Genomic DNA, 15,530 nt, shown 5'->3' with positions numbered 1-15,530 from the left:
GGGCGCACCATATCGCCAACAAACAACCGGCTGTCACGCCGGTTTTTTTATTTTTTTGCCCCATTGACAGACCATTGGTCGGTGCCGTATAGTAAATCCATACAAACCGACGGTCGGTATCTAAAATGTTTGGAGTGATTATGCATGAACTCGATTCCCCGCGTGATCGACAGAAAAACCATTATCCGCAGCATTCTCGTAACACTCATGATTAACGGAGCGCTTCCTCTGGCGGTTTACCACTTGCTGCTGGAGCACATGACCGGCATTGCCGCATTGTCAGTCGCCACCTGCATCCCTCTTATCGACAATCTCTACCACCTTTTGAAGAACCGGCGGTTGGACGTATTTGCGTCCTTTATGCTGGCCGGCTTTCTCTTCAGTCTTGGCGCAGTGGCGTTAGGCGGGAACGAACGATTTATCCTATTGCGAGAGTCTTATGTAACCGCCTTATTGGGCTTGATCTTTCTCGGTTCCCTTTTCTTTCGCCGGCCGCTTATCTATTATTTTGCGCTGCGTTTTACAGTCGGCAATCATCCGAAAAATGTCTCACAGTTTGAAAGCAATTGGCAGTATCCCTACTTCCGCTTTGTTGTCCGGCTCATGACATTCGTTTGGGGAATCGCCTTGGTTGGGGAAGCCGTCCTCCGCAGCATCCTTGTCTTCCAACTGTCGGTTAGCGAATTCCTGGTCGTCTCCAACTTCGTGACGTATGGCTTCATTGGCGCAGCCATCGTGTGGACCGTGGCTTATCGCCGTCATTCCCGAAAACGACTTGAACAGATCAAGCAGCAATGAATCATCACAACAAAAGTTTGGAGCGTATCCTTGTTGTTACGGAAAAACTCATCCTGGAAAAAGGATGCCGCGGAACAACCATGCAGGAAATCGTGAGCAGGACCGGCCTTTCAAAAGGAGCTGTTTATCATTATATGAGGACCAAAGATGAACTGTTGGGATTGATCCTGGAACGGCACATGGAGATGCTGCCCGCGAGCTTCCATCCGGCTGCTGCTGAACATGACACGCTCCTGCCGCATCGGATATTCCTGTACCTTTTCCACCGCCAGGACGATCCCGTCATCAAGCGTGTCCTGCAGAAAGTGGACGCCCATTTCCTGCAAACCGGCTCCCTATGGATCCAAATCGGCCAGCGGTTCGGGGTCATACCGGCTGCTGTGCATGAACAGCAGCTGGTTGCATTTTTCCATGCTTTTTCGTACGGAAACGGTGTGCAGCGGCTGATTGCCCCGGAATCCGATCCATTTCACACGGTCGAGGTTTGCCGGTTGATGTATCGTTCGTTGCGGAACCACGAGTAGGACAAGGAGCGATGGCTATGGAAATGATCAAGGCTTCAGTGACGGATACCAAAGAGTTGCTCAATTTGTTCGCGGCGGCCAAGCATCATCTTCGCCGGAATGGCATTGACCAGTGGGACTTCTTCTATCCCAACCGCTTCGTCATTCAACGGGACATCAAAAAAGGCGAGCTTTACGGTATCAAGGAAAACGATCGCTTCATCGCAGCCGTTACCCTGAATGAAGAAGTACCAAAAGCGTATGCCAATATCAACTGGGAAAGCTGCAGCGCTTTGGTGATCCACCGGCTGGTTGTCGATCCGGCTGCGCAAGGAAAGGGTCTCGGCCAAAAACTTCTGCAGTTTTCGGAGGAATTTGCCAAACAGCATCGATATCCCGCCGTTCATTTGGATGCGTACAGCGGGAACATGATCGCCCTTCATCTCTATGAAAAAAACGGGTACCAACGGAGGGGAGAAATATCCTTTCCTTTCCGGAAGCTGCCCTACATTTGTTTCGAAAAATCGTTATAACCGAAAAACGCCTGCCCTCCAAACAAGGAATTGACGGATAAAGACGCAACCGTCAAAAAGAAAAACCGCCCTGACCCCATGAGGTCCAGGACGGTTTTCCGATTGCTGCCGATCCGGCTTGTTCAGATTACGGTCACTACTTCGCTTCACCCAAGTATACTTTTTGGCCGTTCTCATACTTGTACACAAATACCTGCGCGTACTTGTTGTCCCCCTTGTCGTCGAAGGAAACTTTCACGAACTGGCCTTGGAAATCGGTTGTCTTGTGGATCGCATCCAGAACTTGTTCGCGGGTCGGTTTTTTGCCGCCGTTTGCCTTGATTGCTTCCAATACGCCGTTCAGCGTAACATTCATGGCATCATAACCGAAGGAGGTAAAGATCCCTACCTTTTTGCCGGTTGCTTTTTCATATTCCTCGATCCACTTTTTGCCTTCCTCGGTGGCGGAGATGTCGCCTACCGTAGAGGTAAAGACGACGTTGTTCGCCGCGTCACCGGCGATTTTCAGCAGGTCTGCGGAATCCAGACCGTCGCCGCCCATGAAGATGCCTTTAAAGCCTTTTTCACGAGCCTGTTTCACGATAATCCCCGCTTCCGCGTAGTAGCCGCCGAAGTAGATCAGGTCAGGATTGGTGGCGACGATTTGGTTCACAATCGCGCTGTAATCTTTCTCACCGGCCGTTACGCCCTCGAATCCGAGAATTTTCACGCCATCCGCTTCAAATTGCTTTTTCACTTCTTCCGCCAGACCTTGGCCGTATGCCTGCTTGTCATGCACGATGAACGCATTTTTTACGCCCAGCTGATTCTTGGCGTAAATCGCGGCTTTGGAACCTTGCTGGTCGTCGCGCGCGCAGATGCGGTGAACAACTTTTTTGCCTTCTTCGGTCAGCTTGGAACCGGTCGCCGACGGGGAAACCATTGCCAGTTTCTCTTGCTCATATTTCACGGATGCGGTCGTCGATGCACCTGTGGTCGGGTGACCTACCACCGCCAGCACATCCGGGTTGGTAATCACCATCTCGGCAACGGCCACCGCCTGTTTTGGATCGGCCTGGTCATCCTGCGCGAGCAGCTCCAGATCGAAGCCCAGCTTTTTGAACTCTTCTTTCTTTTGGTTCAGCGCGTATTCCGCACCGGATTTGGCTGTCTCACCGTAATCGGAGGCCGAACCGGAGAGCGGCCCTACGGAAGCGATGATGATTTTTCCGCCCGATTGAGCGCCGCCTGCTTGTCCCGCATCGCTGCTGGGCTGTTGTGCCGGACCGCTGCTGTTTGTTGTCGCACCGCCGCCACAGCCCGCAAGTGCAGTCCCTACCGCCAACACAGTTGAAAGAAACGCTATCTTTCTCTTATTCATCATAGTTCCCCCTCTTTGTTTGTAGAAAAATAATTTCGATAACTTGTACTTGATTCATTTTAAAATAAATATGAAAATTTGCAACACGTAAAATTATTAACTTATTCGATGATATTCATCAAAAATATTGATTTATAAAATGGTTTTCCAGTTTTTGTGCCGTCACATGAAAAAAACGCCCTCCATATGAGGACGTTTCTTGTGCAAACTTTATGATCGTGTTTACTCGTCTTTGCGTGAATATGCTTTATTGGTCACCCAGATGGTCAAGCCGACAATGATCACGAACAATACGATGACGCCGTAGATAATCGTTTTCATGACGCTGCAATCCCCCGTCCATCTATCCCGTTAGTATAAACTCCGTTTCATTATAAGGGATAGATTACGGGCGGACAACGCTAAAAAGCTTCCTTACAGGTCGCTTTTGATCGTGATGTTGTACGTTTTGGTCTTGGTGTCGAGGACGATCTTCCCGCCCAACTCCTGAACCAGGAAGACGAGCGGCACAAGTACCGCACCGGTGGTCGGACGAGCTACGCCCGGCACTTTTACCAATTTGCCGTTTTTGTAGGCAACCGGATTGTCTTGGAACATGCGGATGGCCAGTTTGTTTCCTTTGGCAATGAGCACGGACTTGGTCGCGGTGTCCCAGGCAGCCGTACCGCCCAACGCCAGAGCGATGGCACTGGCATTGACATAGGTAATGCCGTTATAGCTAACCGGATCTTGAGGCAGCGCAAGCGGCTTGCCGTTCAGAGTCACTTTGATCTTTTCATTGACGGCCGTCTGCACGCCGGACCCTGCTGCAAAAGCCTGCCCTGCGGTCGCACCGGTGAGCAGCGCAGCTGTCAACAGGAATACTGGTAGCTTGCGAAGCATGGAAAACACTCCTTTTGTCTCATAAAATGATTGGTTCAACTATGTAATATTCAACGGCAGTACTATTTATCCTTCAATTATTCGCAATTTTTTCCCTAGTACGGTTGTTTGGACAATATTTTTTACCACGAACAAGTGTTTTGTGCACATTATGTGGATAATACTGTGGATAAATACTGTTATGATATCGATAAGGAGAGAACCCCGTGGCACAGGAGCGCTATTATCTGATCTACCAGGAAGCTAACGAAGAGGAATGCCTGCTCACGATCGAGCCTTTCGATGATGAGGAAAAACTGGCGGAAGCGATCAACCGGCTCGAGGGGCAGCACATCAGCGAATATACGCTGATCAAAGGACGGAAGATGAAGGCTGCCCTCAGGGTAGCGGTTGATCTCACCGAGATCGACGACGATCCCGATGCGTAGCCATTGTTGACGACCGGTGAAATTTATCCGCCGGTCGCGCCGTATTACCATTCGGAGGGAGGGAACAGGATGGATGATCAGCAGCGTGAACAGATTGCGGAGTTAAACCGGCAGGCAGTCGTCTATATCACGCAGTTCCTGTCGGGCGATTCCCATGCCTTCCACTCCCTTGTCCACTTGTACGGCCAACGCGTTTTGCGCATTGTCCGCAAAATGATTTACTCGTATCATGACGCCGAAGATGTGTACAACGAAATCTGGCTGAAGGTGGCGCAAAACCTTCACAAATTCGATCAGTCCCTTCCCTTCCACGCTTGGCTGTACCGTCTGGTCTCCAATGCCTGTATTGATTTTCTCCGAAAGAAGAGGGACATCGCCATGGAGGACGAACAAATCCATTATCAGCTGCAGAAAGCGGACGTTCAGCAAAGCGACACGCCGGAGGCTCGCCTGCTGCAGAAAGAGTTCCAGGCTCATCTGCACGAGCTGCTGAAACAGCTGGATGAGACCGACCGCCTCATTGTCACCCTGCGTTTCAGCGAGCAGCTGAGCTATGACGAAATCGGCGAGCTGGTCGGGATGAGCAAGAATACGGTCGGCACCCGTTTGTTCCGGGCGCGGAAACAGTTGAAAGAGATGTTTGAGCATCAAGTGCGGGAAAGGAGAATGGTCGATGCGACATATTGACGAGCTGACATTGATGATGTACGTGGACAGTGAACTGTCGGACGAAGAACGGATTGCGGTTCAGCAGCATCTGCCCTTCTGTTCGCAGTGCCAGGAAGCCCTCCGCCGCCTTGAGGCCGATCAGACATTGTTCGCAATGACGTTTGCCGAGTCAGACAGCGAAAACCTCCCCATCCGCTTGGATCGTCTTACGGAGGTGCAGATAGACGCGATTGCTTCCCTGCACAGACAGAATCGGCAGCAGCGTGCTTTCCGCCATGCCCGCTGGCTGGCCGCAGGCGTTGGCATGTTCCTGCTTTACTTCTACATGCTGCAGAATCAGGTCATGGAATGGCTCGCGGCTACCTGGTCGGCCTGGCAGTCCGATCTGTTCTGGATATCCGCCTTTTGGCTGCGGGATAATGCCGGCAGCTTCCTTCTCTCTCCGGAAACCAATTCCTCCGAGATCGCCTTCCTGTTTGCGATGCTGTTGGCGGCGCTGGTCCTGTTGAATACACGGAATCGTCCCGCCCAATGGTCACGGATGGAAGGGAGGGAAAAGAAGTGAGGCGAACCTGCTGGCTCCTGGCTCTCCTGCTGGTATTCAGCCTGATGACGGGAGGAGCAGCCTACGCTTTCGGCACAATCAAGCAAGACACCTACATCCTGCCCCGTGACCAGGTTATCCACGGCGATCTGGCTGTCAATGCCGGCAAAGCGGTGATCGAAGGAACCGTCGAGGGCGATCTTTACGTGTTTTCCGAAAATATTCAGGTGCTGGGTGAAGTGAAGGGAGATGTCCTCTCCTTCTCCGCCCAAACCGATATATCCGGCATAGTAGACGGCAATGTGAGAGCGTTTACGCATCATCTGGATATCACGGGCAAGGTCAGCCGCAATGTAACCGTGGTGACGGATCATCTGGTGATCGATAAGGACAGCGTGGTGAATGGTAGCATCCTAGCGTTGGCCAAAACGGTAGACCTATTTGGCAAAGTGGGAAAAGAAGCGAACGGGTTCATTGACCAGATGCGCATTACCGGACATGTGGGACAAGGAATCTCCACTCTTGCCTGCAAACAGCTGACCATCGACTCAACCGCCGTGATTGGCGGCGACATCGTCTATTCGAGCCCGCATAAAGCCGTGATTGCTCCAGGAGCCACGATAACCGGCCAGGAGCGCTATGCACCGAAAGATCTCGAAAAAAAGACCCATTTCTTTTTCCCATTGATTGCGCTATTTACGTCTGTCGTGAGTACACTGGTATTGTGGCTGTTGCTCCGCTATTTGTTTCCGGCTGCGGTCAAACGCGTGCACCGGCAGTGGGAAGGGCGTTTGGCGGCGAGCATCGGCATCGGGGCGCTGGCGCTGTTTGTCCTCCCGCTCGTGTGTGTCATTCTGCTTCTGACGGTCGTCGGCATTCCATTGGCGCTCGCCCTGCTCGCTTCCCTTTTTCTGCTAGCGTTTGTGTCCAAGATTTTTGTGGGCACGTGGGTCGGGGTATGGTTGACCCAACGCTTTGGATGGCGCCTTCACCCGCTGCTGTCGGAACTGATCGGAATTGCGGCCGTTCTGCTGGTCACCGGCATCCCGATCTTGGGCTTCCTCTTGACAGTCGTGGTCTGGATGATGTTCCTCGGTGCCGTGATGGGGATTATCCGGCATACGAGTCAAGCTTTTTGTCACTGACCATGTTTAGGTTTGCACATTTTTGGGATTACTGAGAACATGATTTTTGCTCCAGTGTTTGACCTTTACTGACCAATTGTGTATGATATTTGGTATAGAGAGGAGGAACCTATATGCATATGAACCTGATTCCCACCGTCATCGAACAAACCAACCGCGGTGAGCGTGCTTATGATATTTACTCCCGTCTGTTAAAGGATCGCATCATCTTCCTGGGAACTCCGATTAACGACGTGGTGGCAAACATCGTCGTCGCCCAGCTGCTGTTCCTGGCGGCGGAGGATCCTGACAAGGACATTCAGCTCTACATCAACAGCCCGGGCGGTTCCATCACGGCGGGGATGGCGATTTACGACACCATGCAGTTCATCAAGCCGGATGTCTCCACCCTCTGTGTCGGGATGGCCGCTTCCATGGGTGCTTTCCTGCTGGCTGCCGGCGCACCCGGCAAACGCTACGCCCTGCCCAACAGCGAGATCATGATCCATCAGCCGCTGGGCGGTGCACAGGGGCAGGCCAGCGACATCGAAATCGCCGCGAAACGCATCCTGCGCATGCGAGACCATCTCAACCGCATTCTCGCAGAGCGGACCGGCCAGCCCATCGAACGGATCGCCAAGGATACCGATCGTGACAACTTCCTTTCCGCGCAGGAAGCCAAAGAATACGGCTTGATTGACGCGGTGATTTCTTCCAATCCGGCATCCAAGTAAGAACACACCCGACCAAAATGAAAAACTCGGCATGATCGCCGAGTTTTTCTTATTTCTCCACCAGATCGGCCACGGCAACGGTTTTGGTGTCCGTGGGATTGTTCTCCGGATGGACGCGTGCCATGGCTGACGTTTCGTCCACGCCGTCGATCCAGACGGGCTCTCCTTGATAGGTTACGGTAATCTTGTCAGCAGAGCGGACAATTTCTTGCGCGCGTGTGACGTTCATTTCGATCCTCCTGTCTTTGTGCTGACGGACGACCCTATGTATCGTCCGACTCCATGGAATCCGTGGTGGTCTCCCCGATCAGTCCGTTTTGCGGGGACACAACCCCGCCGCCAAGCCCTTCGTTGACCATGCGATCGATATCCATCAACTTGTCTTCCCGGCTTTCGTACAAGGAGTCGCGCCGGTCAGCGCTGTTGTCGCTCATCCAATCCCCCCTTTCCCTTCATGATTTAGCAATGCCCATTTCATGGCCGTCCATGCACGCAGCCGCATTCGACGCCGTCAGCGCCTCGGCAAGGAGCCACAAGCGCCGACCTTGCATGCCTGTTGTGTGAAAAGAAGCCAAAAGAAAAAACACTTCCAACGGGGAAGTGTTCAGTGTGCAGACAAAGTCCATCGATCATGGATAATGGTTCCTGCTCGCTCTCTTGACGACCCGCGAGGAAGTGGGCTTTTGTCCGCTCCGAAACGCGACGCGGGCGGGGGGCTCAACATCTGGGCGCCTCAGGGATGTGAGACTCACGCCCCCCGTGCCCCCGCGTCTTTGTTTCTCCGCTGAGCCGGTCGTCAAAGGAGCTCGCCTGGTCCCATTCCTCCATGCCTCAAACAGCTGATTGTCGTCAGTCTGGTGATTTCTTACCGGTGAAGCTTATTCCTCTTTCGAGACCAGATTGGCCAAGCTTGCCACCGCTTGGGAAGCGTCCGGCCCCTCCGCCGAAATGGTGATTTCCGTGCCCGAACTGATCGCCAGGCTCATGATGCCCATGATGCTTTTGGCGTTTACTTTTTTGTTATCCTTTTCCACGAACACCTCAGAGGCAAAGCGGTTCGCTTCTTGAACAAAAAATGCCGCAGGGCGTGCTTGTAATCCTGTTTTTAATTTAACCAACACCTGCTGTTGTACCATAGCTGTACCTCCTCACTTTCCACATTCATTTCCAGATATTATACCATTTTACGAGAGGGAAATATTTTGTTTTTCTCGTAACTTCTCGGCGATTTCGTTAATTTTCCGCAAGCGGTGATTGATTCCCGATTTGCTCACCGAGCCGCTGGGAATCATTTCGCCGAGCTCTTTTAAATTCATGTCGGGATGCGCAAGTCTAAGTTCCGCCACTTCTCGCAGCCGTGTCGGGAGATTGTCCAGTCCGATCTCGCGCTGAATCAGCTGAATGTTTTCCATCTGCCGGGTAGCGGCATTCACGGTTTTGTTGATGTTGGCAATCTCGCAGTTGTGCAGCCGGTTCACGGAATTGCGCATGTCCTTGACGATCCGCACATCTTCAAAGTAGAGGAGCGCCTGATGCGCCCCGATCAAGCTCAGAAACGCGGTGATCTTCTCGCCTTCCTTGATGTACATCACGTAGCCTTTTTTCCGCTCGATGCATTTGGCATTGAGCCGGTAACGGTTGGCCAGCTTGGTTAACGCCTGACAGAAATCCTGATAGGCGGTGAAAATCTCCAGATGATAGCTGGTAGCTTCGGGGTGATTGACAGACCCCCCCGCCAAAAAGGCGCCCCGCAGATAGGCGGCCCGGCAGCAAGAAGTCTTGATCAATTCGGGTGAAATTCCCGGATAAAACGAGAGCTGCTGATCCATAATCCGAAGGTTTTCCAAAATCTCACGCGCTTGATGCGGAATACGGACGATGTACACGTTGTTTTTCTTCAGGCGCATTTTCTTGCGGACCAACAGTTCCGTATGCACCTGAAACACCTTCTTGATCAGCGAATAGATCCGTCTGGCAATCGCCGCGTTTTCGGTGGATACGTCCAGAATGAACCGTCCCGAACCGAAATGAATGCTCCCGTTCATGCGGATCAAGGCTGCCAGCTCCGCCCTGCTGCAGCAGTCAGGCGTTTCCAGCATCGTTAACTCCTTTTTGGTATGCGCGGCGAACGACATCGTCTTCCACACTCCTTCCTACCGGCGACACTGCGTCGAACTGCTTCCCTGCGCAGCCGGATCCGGGTGCCCCGTGGGTGCTTCCTACCGGCGACACTGCGTCGAGCTACTTCCCTGCGCAGCCGGATCCGGGTGCCCCGTGGGTGCTTCCTACCGGCGATACTGCGTCGAGCTACTTCCCTGCGCAGCCGGATCCGGGTGCCCCGAGGGTGCTTCCTACCGGCGACACTGCGTCGAACCGCTTCCCTGCGCAGCCGGAGAGCCCCCCGGTTACTCCGGCAGTCCCTTCTTCTGCTTCATCAGGCTGATCACCTGCTGGCTGACCGCCCGTGCATCGTGGCGAAGGTATCCTCCCTCAAACGTCACCAATGGCTTGGCGATAACCTCCAGCCCCAGCGCGGTCAAGCGGTCCAGATCACAGCGGACAGGCATTGCTCCTTTTTCCGCATATTTTTCCAATACCGCCGCAGGGATATCGGCAGAATTGACGATAATGGTTTCCAAAAACGGGTGATGGACATGCGCATACAGCGCCTCCACGTGATCGGCCGCCGTATAACTATCGGTTTCACCCGGCTGGGTCATTACATTGCAAATATACACTTTCGGGGCCGATGAACGCTGCAGTTCCTCAAACAGGCCGCGAACCAACAGGTTGGGCAGGATGCTTGTGTACAAACTGCCCGGCCCGATCAGAATCAAGTCCGCCTGCGCAATCGCCTGGACGGCCTCACTCAGCGGTATGGCATCCGCCGGCTCCAAAAAGACCCGCTTGATGCGCTTTCCCGCCAGCGGAATTTGCGATTCGCCGGAAACGATGGTGCCGTCCTCCATCTCCGCTTTCAGCAGGATGGATTGGGTAGACGCAGGCAACACGTCCCCGCGTACCGCGAGAACGCCGCTCAGTTTCTTGACGGCCGTGACGAAATCTCCTGTGATCTCGTTCATGGCGGCAAGTAATAGATTTCCCAAATTATGTCCAGCTAATCCCGTCCCCGACGAGAAGCGGTATTGCATCACTTTTTCCATAAGCGGTTCCGTATCTGCGAGAGCCGTCAACACGTTGCGAATGTCTCCGGGGGGAAGCATATCCATCTCTTCCCGCAGTCTCCCCGAGCTCCCTCCGTCATCGGCAACGGTTACAATCGCCGTGATATGGACGGGTTCATGTTTCAGACCGCGCAACAGGACGGACAGCCCCGTGCCCCCGCCGATCACGACAACGCGCAGCAGATCCGCTTTCCCCTTTCTCCCTGCTGACATATGTCACCTCGTTTTCTCCTCATGAGCCAGGTCCGTTCGTTCTGTCGGCTCGCGGTATATCTCTTTTCCGCCATCCTATGCTTATTTGTTCTTTTCCATGTCACGGTGGCTGACCCGCACGGCGTAATCCTTTTTAAAGTACTCCCCGATATGCTCGGCAATGGCGACGGATCGATGTTTTCCGCCCGTGCAGCCGATCCCGATCACCAGCTGGCTTTTGCCTTCCCGTTGATAATGTGGCAACAGAAACGACAGAAAATCAAGCAGTTTCACCAGAAATTCCTGGGTCTCCCGATGCTGCATGACGTAATCCGCCACTTCCTGATCACATCCTGTCTTGGGCCGCAGTTCCTCGATATAGTGCGGATTGGGCAGAAATCTCACATCGAACAGCAGGTCGATATCAATCGGCGCTCCGTACTTAAAGCCGAAGGAGAGCACGTTGATCGTCAACGAAGAGCTTTGCTGCGTATATTGGCTGATGATTTTATCCCGCAGCTGGGCTGGTTTCATCTGGCTGGTATCAATGATCTGATGGGCTCTGCCTTTCATCTCCTGCAGCAGCCGCCGTTCCGCATGAATGCCCTCCAGCGGCGAGCCGTTGGGAGAGAGCGGATGACGCCGGCGCGTCTCCTTGTAGCGGGAGACGAGCGTCTGGTCGTTCGCGTCCAAATACAAGATATGAAAGGAGATGCCCTCCATCGTGTTGATCTGGTCGATCGCTTCGGCCAGGCTGTCAAAAAATTCGCGGCTCCTGAGGTCAATCACCAAGGCGACGCGCTCTATGCCGCCTCCTGATTGCTTGATTAATTCTGCGAATTTGGGGATCAGGATGGGCGGCAGGTTGTCGACACAAAAGAAGCCAAGATCCTCCAGGCTTTGCACGGCCACCGTCTTGCCGGCCCCGGACATGCCTGTGATAATCAGCAGATTGATCGCCTTGTTTGTCGTTTCTTCCATCTCTCTGTTCGCCTCCTCCGATCCTCTATTAAGCATACCATAATGCTGATGCGAATCGAACAGGTTTTCACCGGCAAAAAAAAGGCGCGGCTGACGATCGGCCGCGCAAATGGCTGTATATAGATAAGGGGGTCAATTCATCGTCCTTATCTTAACCTGCCAATATTTCACCCATGTTACAAAACGGTTAAGACATTGTGACATTTTCCTCTTTCAGCCGTTCATCCAGCGCTTCCACGTAATGCTGGGCCGATTGCGCGGCGATGGAACCGTCTCCCGTTGCCGTCACCACTTGACGCAGCATTTTTTCACGCACGTCGCCCGCTGCAAAAATGCCGGCGATCTTGGTCTGCATCCGTTCATCCGTCAGGATATAGCCCGCCTCATTGGTGATTCCCAGATGCTGCACACTGGCAGTGAGCGGATCCAGCCCCACGTAAATGAAGACCCCGTTGGTCGGCATTTCCCGCTGTTCCCCCGTTTTAACGTTTTCCAGGAGTACGCTTTGGACCACGTTTTCCCCGCGGATCTCCTTCACAACGGTATCCCAGATCACTTCGATCTTCTCATTCTCAAACGCCCGTTTTTGCAGGATTTTTTGAGCGCGGAACTGATCGCGGCGGTGAATGATGGTCACTTTGGTCGCAAAGCGGGTAAGGAAAACCGCTTCCTCTACCGCCGAATCCCCGCCGCCTACCACGACAAGCTCCTTCCCTCGGAAAAAGGCGCCGTCACACACCGCACAGTAGGAAACGCCCCGGCCGGACAATTCCTTTTCACCCGGTACACCCAGCAGGCGGTGTTCGGCTCCCGTTGCCACAATGACCGATTTTGCCAGATATTCCTTGTCGTCGGTTTTGACGCGCTTGTACGGATACCCGTCGGAAATTTCCTTGATTTCCCCGTAGGCATATTCCGCCCCGAATTTCTGGGCATGCTCAAACATTTTGTTGGAGAGATCCGGCCCCAGAATGTGACCAAAGCCCGGATAGTTCTCGATCTCTTCGGTATTGGCCATCTGCCCGCCCGGAATCCCTCTCTCCAGCATCAGCGTGGACATATTGGCGCGGGATGTATATACCGCAGCAGTCATGCCTGCCGGTCCTGCCCCTGCAATAATGACATCATACACTTTTTGTTGTTCGCTCATTGCTCCACACCCTCCATTTGCGCCTGTCTTTTTATACTTATTATAAAATTGTAATTGATTTAAATCAAGACAGAGAGCGCACGAATGCACTTAGCCATCGTCGGCAGGGAGACTCCGTATTTGTCTGCCAGCTCCGTCCGGCTCAGTTTAGCGTTTGCCAACTTTCCGTACAGATATTCCATCGCCGCCAACCAGGCCGTCTCTTTCCGAATCCGGATCGGCTCCTGAATGGACCTGTATGCTTGCCACAGTTTCAGCGCCCAGGCGCAAAACTGACGGTCAACCTGCCCAAACTGCTGCCTGATCGCCGCGCTCACCTTGTCCTCCGTCCCTTCGGAGCCTGTGGAGGAAGCCACTTCGTATGGCAGCGAAGCCCCCATTTCCGCCAAGGCAAGCAGAGCTAATTTCTGGAAGTGTGGATCGGTCGTTTCTTTGCAAAATTGCCGCACCGCCGCCTCCGCTTCCGCATCGCCGAGCAAGGTCAGGGTTTGAAGAACGACCTGTTTGACTTCATCTTTGCCGTGCTGCAGCGCCCACAGCAGCGAAGCGCGAATCATCGGGTTGTCTTTGAAGTCTTCCGGGCACGTCCAGTTTGTTTGATCGGGGGGTGTCAGCTGCTCCGGGTGGCAGTAATGATACGGGATGCTGCCTATCGCTGCGCCGTCCGGCCGCTCTTTCACCAGCCGGAGATAATAATCCGCGATGCCGGCATCCGGATCCAGCTGTTTGGCTTTTTGCCACCAGCGCACCGCTTGTTCCTTTCTGTCCGTCAGCAAAGCGGAAATGGCGGCATAGTGATAGATGCAGGGATCCTGCGGACCGGCAACCCGCAGCATGCGCTGATACAAGCGATACGCCTCCTGATGCTGTCCCAGCACTCCCAGCGTGGTTGCCAACTTATACATATGCTCAAAGTGAATCGGCGTGACTTTTTTCAGTCTGGTCAGCAGCTCGACAAGCTCCGCCGACCGGTTTAAATGGGAGAGCAGGACTGCCAGGTTGCACAGCGCATGAAGATTGCCCGGTTCGCGCTCCAGCGTCTGCTCGATGGTTTGCAGGGCTTTCTCAAAATCGCCGATATAATAGTAGGCCAGCGAGAGGTTGTTCCAGGCCGGCATAAAGGATTCATCCGTTTTCACAATATCTTGCAAAATTTCGAGCGCTTTTAAAAAACGGCCTTCTTCCAGACATTGTCTGGCCGCCTCATGCCGCTGATAGATCCCCTCTCCCGACGGCTCGAAAAAACGGCGGGGCGGCATATCCAGTTCAAAGTAGATATAGTCCAGCAGTTCCTCCGCCTCGTCGGCATAGACACCATGCTGGCTTTTCTGCAGGTAAGTGACCGCCATCTCCTCCGCCATCTGATAATCTTCCAGATGGGCGTAATTATTGGCCAGATAAAAATATATATCCACCATGCGGGCGTCTACGTTGTCCAGTACATGATGCAGCACGTCATTGGAAGCTTCAAAACGTCCCATTTCCGCCAGGGCACTGGCCAGTTGACAGTGATACCCGGCATTGTTCGGTTCTATCTCGACAGCACGACGAAAACAACGCAGTGCTCTTTCATAATCGTAACGGTATAGCAAGCGCTGTCCTCGCTCGACAAAGAAGCTGGCATCACGCATGAAGTCCACTACCGTAGCTTTCTTTGTTCCTTCACTGCTTTTCATAAAACCTCCATGGTTTCTAGGGAGTCCTTCATGTATCGTATCAAATCCGCCTACTGCCCTCAAGTCCAATAGATAGTGAAAGGTGCCGGCAGGGATCATTTGCCGTATATAGCATGAAACACCACCTGCCGGTCGGCAAGTGGTGTCGACGATGTGTCAGCGTCCTGTTCTGTTCAATGGAGCGGACGACGGGTCTCGAACCCGCGACCTTCGCCTTGGCAAGGCGACGCTCTACCAATTGAGCTACGTCCGCACAGCCTTTCCTGGTGTATGATTCCCGACACACTCGGAACAAGCGATAGCGCATTGCGTCACTTTGGGTGGAATGGAGCTGGTGAGCCATGAAGGACTCGAACCTTCGACCCTCTGATTAAAAGTCAGATGCTCTACCAACTGAGCTAATGGCTCACAGCATGGTGGCTCGGGACGGAATCGAACCGCCGACACGAGGATTTTCAGTCCTCTGCTCTACCAACTGAGCTACCGAGCCGGAAAAGATGGCGGAGCTGACGGGACTCGAACCCGCGACCTCCGGTGTGACAGACCGGCGTGAACTCCAGCTTCACCACAGCTCCGTGTTGCTAATATCAAAGTGCTTGCAGAAAGGTTTGTACCTTCAAAACTGGATACGCAAGATTTTGCTAAAGGCTTGTTGTGGATAAGTCCTCGACCGATTAGTATTCGTCAGCTCCACGCGTTGCCGCGCTTCCACACCGAACCTATCAACCTCATCGTCTATGAGGGGTCTTACCAGCTTGACGCTGTGGGAAG

At 53.3% G+C, this 15,530-nt stretch carries 19 protein-coding genes, 4 tRNA genes and 1 rRNA gene; 8 read left to right on the top strand and 16 right to left on the bottom strand.

All coding sequences use genetic code 11. The features are described from left to right. The first annotated feature begins 144 nt into the window (after positions 1-144). From G3578_RS07900 to G3578_RS07890, 3 genes are read left to right on the top strand one after another with little or no spacing between them, the layout of a single operon-like run. Positions 145-798 carry a VC0807 family protein gene (locus tag G3578_RS07900; protein WP_165211096.1) on the top strand — a complete coding sequence of 218 codons (654 nt, stop codon included), beginning with the start codon at positions 145-147 and terminating at the stop codon, positions 796-798. Beyond that, positions 795-1,322, top strand: a complete 528-nt coding sequence (locus G3578_RS07895; protein WP_165211093.1) for a TetR/AcrR family transcriptional regulator — start codon at positions 795-797, stop codon at positions 1,320-1,322. The genes G3578_RS07900 and G3578_RS07895 overlap by 4 nt, the downstream gene beginning before the upstream one ends. A 17-nt stretch (positions 1,323-1,339) precedes the next feature. Next, on the top strand, positions 1,340-1,834 hold the full coding sequence (locus G3578_RS07890; RefSeq protein ID WP_165211090.1) for a GNAT family N-acetyltransferase: 495 nt from the start codon (positions 1,340-1,342) through the stop codon (positions 1,832-1,834). A gap of 136 nt (positions 1,835-1,970) precedes the next feature. Here G3578_RS07890 and G3578_RS07885 read toward each other — a convergent pair whose 3' ends face one another. From G3578_RS07885 to G3578_RS07880, 3 genes are all read right to left on the bottom strand, one after another. After that, entirely contained in the window at positions 1,971-3,197 is a 1,227-nt protein-coding gene (locus tag G3578_RS07885) for a branched-chain amino acid ABC transporter substrate-binding protein (protein WP_165211088.1), read from the bottom strand. Positions 3,198-3,416: 219 nt separating this feature from the next. Beyond that, positions 3,417-3,515, bottom strand: coding sequence for a YtzI protein (locus G3578_RS21360; protein ID WP_481752728.1), 99 nt, complete (start codon positions 3,513-3,515; stop codon positions 3,417-3,419). A gap of 93 nt (positions 3,516-3,608) precedes the next feature. Next, entirely contained in the window at positions 3,609-4,076 is a 468-nt protein-coding gene (locus tag G3578_RS07880) for a copper amine oxidase N-terminal domain-containing protein (RefSeq protein ID WP_165211085.1), read from the bottom strand. Between the two features lie 206 nt (positions 4,077-4,282). Between G3578_RS07880 and G3578_RS07875 the strand changes: the two genes are divergently transcribed. The 5 genes from G3578_RS07875 to clpP all read left to right on the top strand — a co-directional run bounded on the left by G3578_RS07875 (position 4,283) and on the right by clpP (position 7,575). Then, the gene (locus G3578_RS07875; protein WP_165211082.1) at positions 4,283-4,504 is read left to right on the top strand and encodes a hypothetical protein; all 222 of its coding nucleotides are present in this window, start codon (positions 4,283-4,285) and stop codon (positions 4,502-4,504) included. A gap of 69 nt (positions 4,505-4,573) precedes the next feature. Continuing rightward, positions 4,574-5,191, top strand: a complete 618-nt coding sequence (locus G3578_RS07870; protein WP_165211079.1) for an RNA polymerase sigma factor — start codon at positions 4,574-4,576, stop codon at positions 5,189-5,191. Next, on the top strand, positions 5,178-5,738 hold the full coding sequence (locus G3578_RS07865) for an anti-sigma factor family protein (RefSeq protein ID WP_165211076.1): 561 nt from the start codon (positions 5,178-5,180) through the stop codon (positions 5,736-5,738). The genes G3578_RS07870 and G3578_RS07865 overlap by 14 nt, the downstream gene beginning before the upstream one ends. After that, on the top strand, positions 5,735-6,862 hold the full coding sequence (locus G3578_RS07860; RefSeq protein ID WP_165211073.1) for a polymer-forming cytoskeletal protein: 1,128 nt from the start codon (positions 5,735-5,737) through the stop codon (positions 6,860-6,862). Before G3578_RS07865 ends, G3578_RS07860 begins: the two co-directional genes overlap by 4 nt. A gap of 113 nt (positions 6,863-6,975) precedes the next feature. Further along, on the top strand, positions 6,976-7,575 hold the full coding sequence (gene clpP / locus G3578_RS07855) for an ATP-dependent Clp endopeptidase proteolytic subunit ClpP (protein ID WP_165211070.1): 600 nt from the start codon (positions 6,976-6,978) through the stop codon (positions 7,573-7,575). Positions 7,576-7,624: 49 nt separating this feature from the next. Here clpP and G3578_RS07850 read toward each other — a convergent pair whose 3' ends face one another. The 13 genes from G3578_RS07850 to G3578_RS21355 all read right to left on the bottom strand — a co-directional run. Further along, on the bottom strand, positions 7,625-7,804 hold the full coding sequence (locus G3578_RS07850) for an H-type small acid-soluble spore protein (protein WP_165211067.1): 180 nt from the start codon (positions 7,802-7,804) through the stop codon (positions 7,625-7,627). 34 nt (positions 7,805-7,838) lie between these two features. Further along, positions 7,839-8,009 (bottom strand): hypothetical protein, encoded by a 171-nt coding sequence (locus G3578_RS07845; protein ID WP_165211064.1) that lies wholly within the window; start codon positions 8,007-8,009, stop codon positions 7,839-7,841. Positions 8,010-8,453: 444 nt separating this feature from the next. Beyond that, the gene (locus G3578_RS07840; RefSeq protein ID WP_165211061.1) at positions 8,454-8,711 is read right to left on the bottom strand and encodes an HPr family phosphocarrier protein; all 258 of its coding nucleotides are present in this window, start codon (positions 8,709-8,711) and stop codon (positions 8,454-8,456) included. 48 nt (positions 8,712-8,759) lie between these two features. After that, positions 8,760-9,710, bottom strand: coding sequence for a DNA-binding protein WhiA (gene whiA / locus G3578_RS07835; RefSeq protein ID WP_165211058.1), 951 nt, complete (start codon positions 9,708-9,710; stop codon positions 8,760-8,762). 270 nt (positions 9,711-9,980) lie between these two features. Continuing rightward, positions 9,981-10,973 (bottom strand): gluconeogenesis factor YvcK family protein, encoded by a 993-nt coding sequence (locus G3578_RS07830; protein ID WP_165211055.1) that lies wholly within the window; start codon positions 10,971-10,973, stop codon positions 9,981-9,983. An 81-nt stretch (positions 10,974-11,054) separates the two neighbouring features. Continuing rightward, complete coding sequence (gene rapZ / locus G3578_RS07825; RefSeq protein ID WP_165211052.1) at positions 11,055-11,933, bottom strand: RNase adapter RapZ; 879 nt, start codon at positions 11,931-11,933, stop codon at positions 11,055-11,057. A 187-nt stretch (positions 11,934-12,120) separates the two neighbouring features. Further along, a complete protein-coding gene (trxB, locus tag G3578_RS07820; RefSeq protein WP_165211049.1) occupies positions 12,121-13,083 on the bottom strand; it encodes a thioredoxin-disulfide reductase in 963 nt (320 codons plus the stop codon). A gap of 59 nt (positions 13,084-13,142) precedes the next feature. Next, positions 13,143-14,759, bottom strand: coding sequence for a tetratricopeptide repeat protein (locus G3578_RS07815; RefSeq protein ID WP_165211046.1), 1,617 nt, complete (start codon positions 14,757-14,759; stop codon positions 13,143-13,145). Positions 14,760-14,936: 177 nt separating this feature from the next. Continuing rightward, positions 14,937-15,012, bottom strand: a tRNA-Gly gene (locus tag G3578_RS07810). A 79-nt stretch (positions 15,013-15,091) separates the two neighbouring features. Beyond that, positions 15,092-15,167: transfer RNA gene (locus G3578_RS07805), tRNA-Lys, on the bottom strand. Between the two features lie 6 nt (positions 15,168-15,173). Then, positions 15,174-15,249 (bottom strand) — tRNA-Phe (locus G3578_RS07800). Positions 15,250-15,257: 8 nt separating this feature from the next. Then, positions 15,258-15,334 (bottom strand) — tRNA-Asp (locus tag G3578_RS07795). Positions 15,335-15,413: 79 nt separating this feature from the next. Then, a 23S ribosomal RNA gene (locus G3578_RS21355) occupies positions 15,414-15,530 on the bottom strand; the annotation flags it as partial.

It is taken from the genome of Brevibacillus sp. SYP-B805 (genome assembly GCF_011059135.1).
Taxonomy (GTDB): Bacteria; Bacillota; Bacilli; order Brevibacillales; family Brevibacillaceae; genus Brevibacillus_F.
Note: the sequence above shows the minus strand (reverse complement) of the source record. Positions and strands in the feature narration are given on the sequence as shown.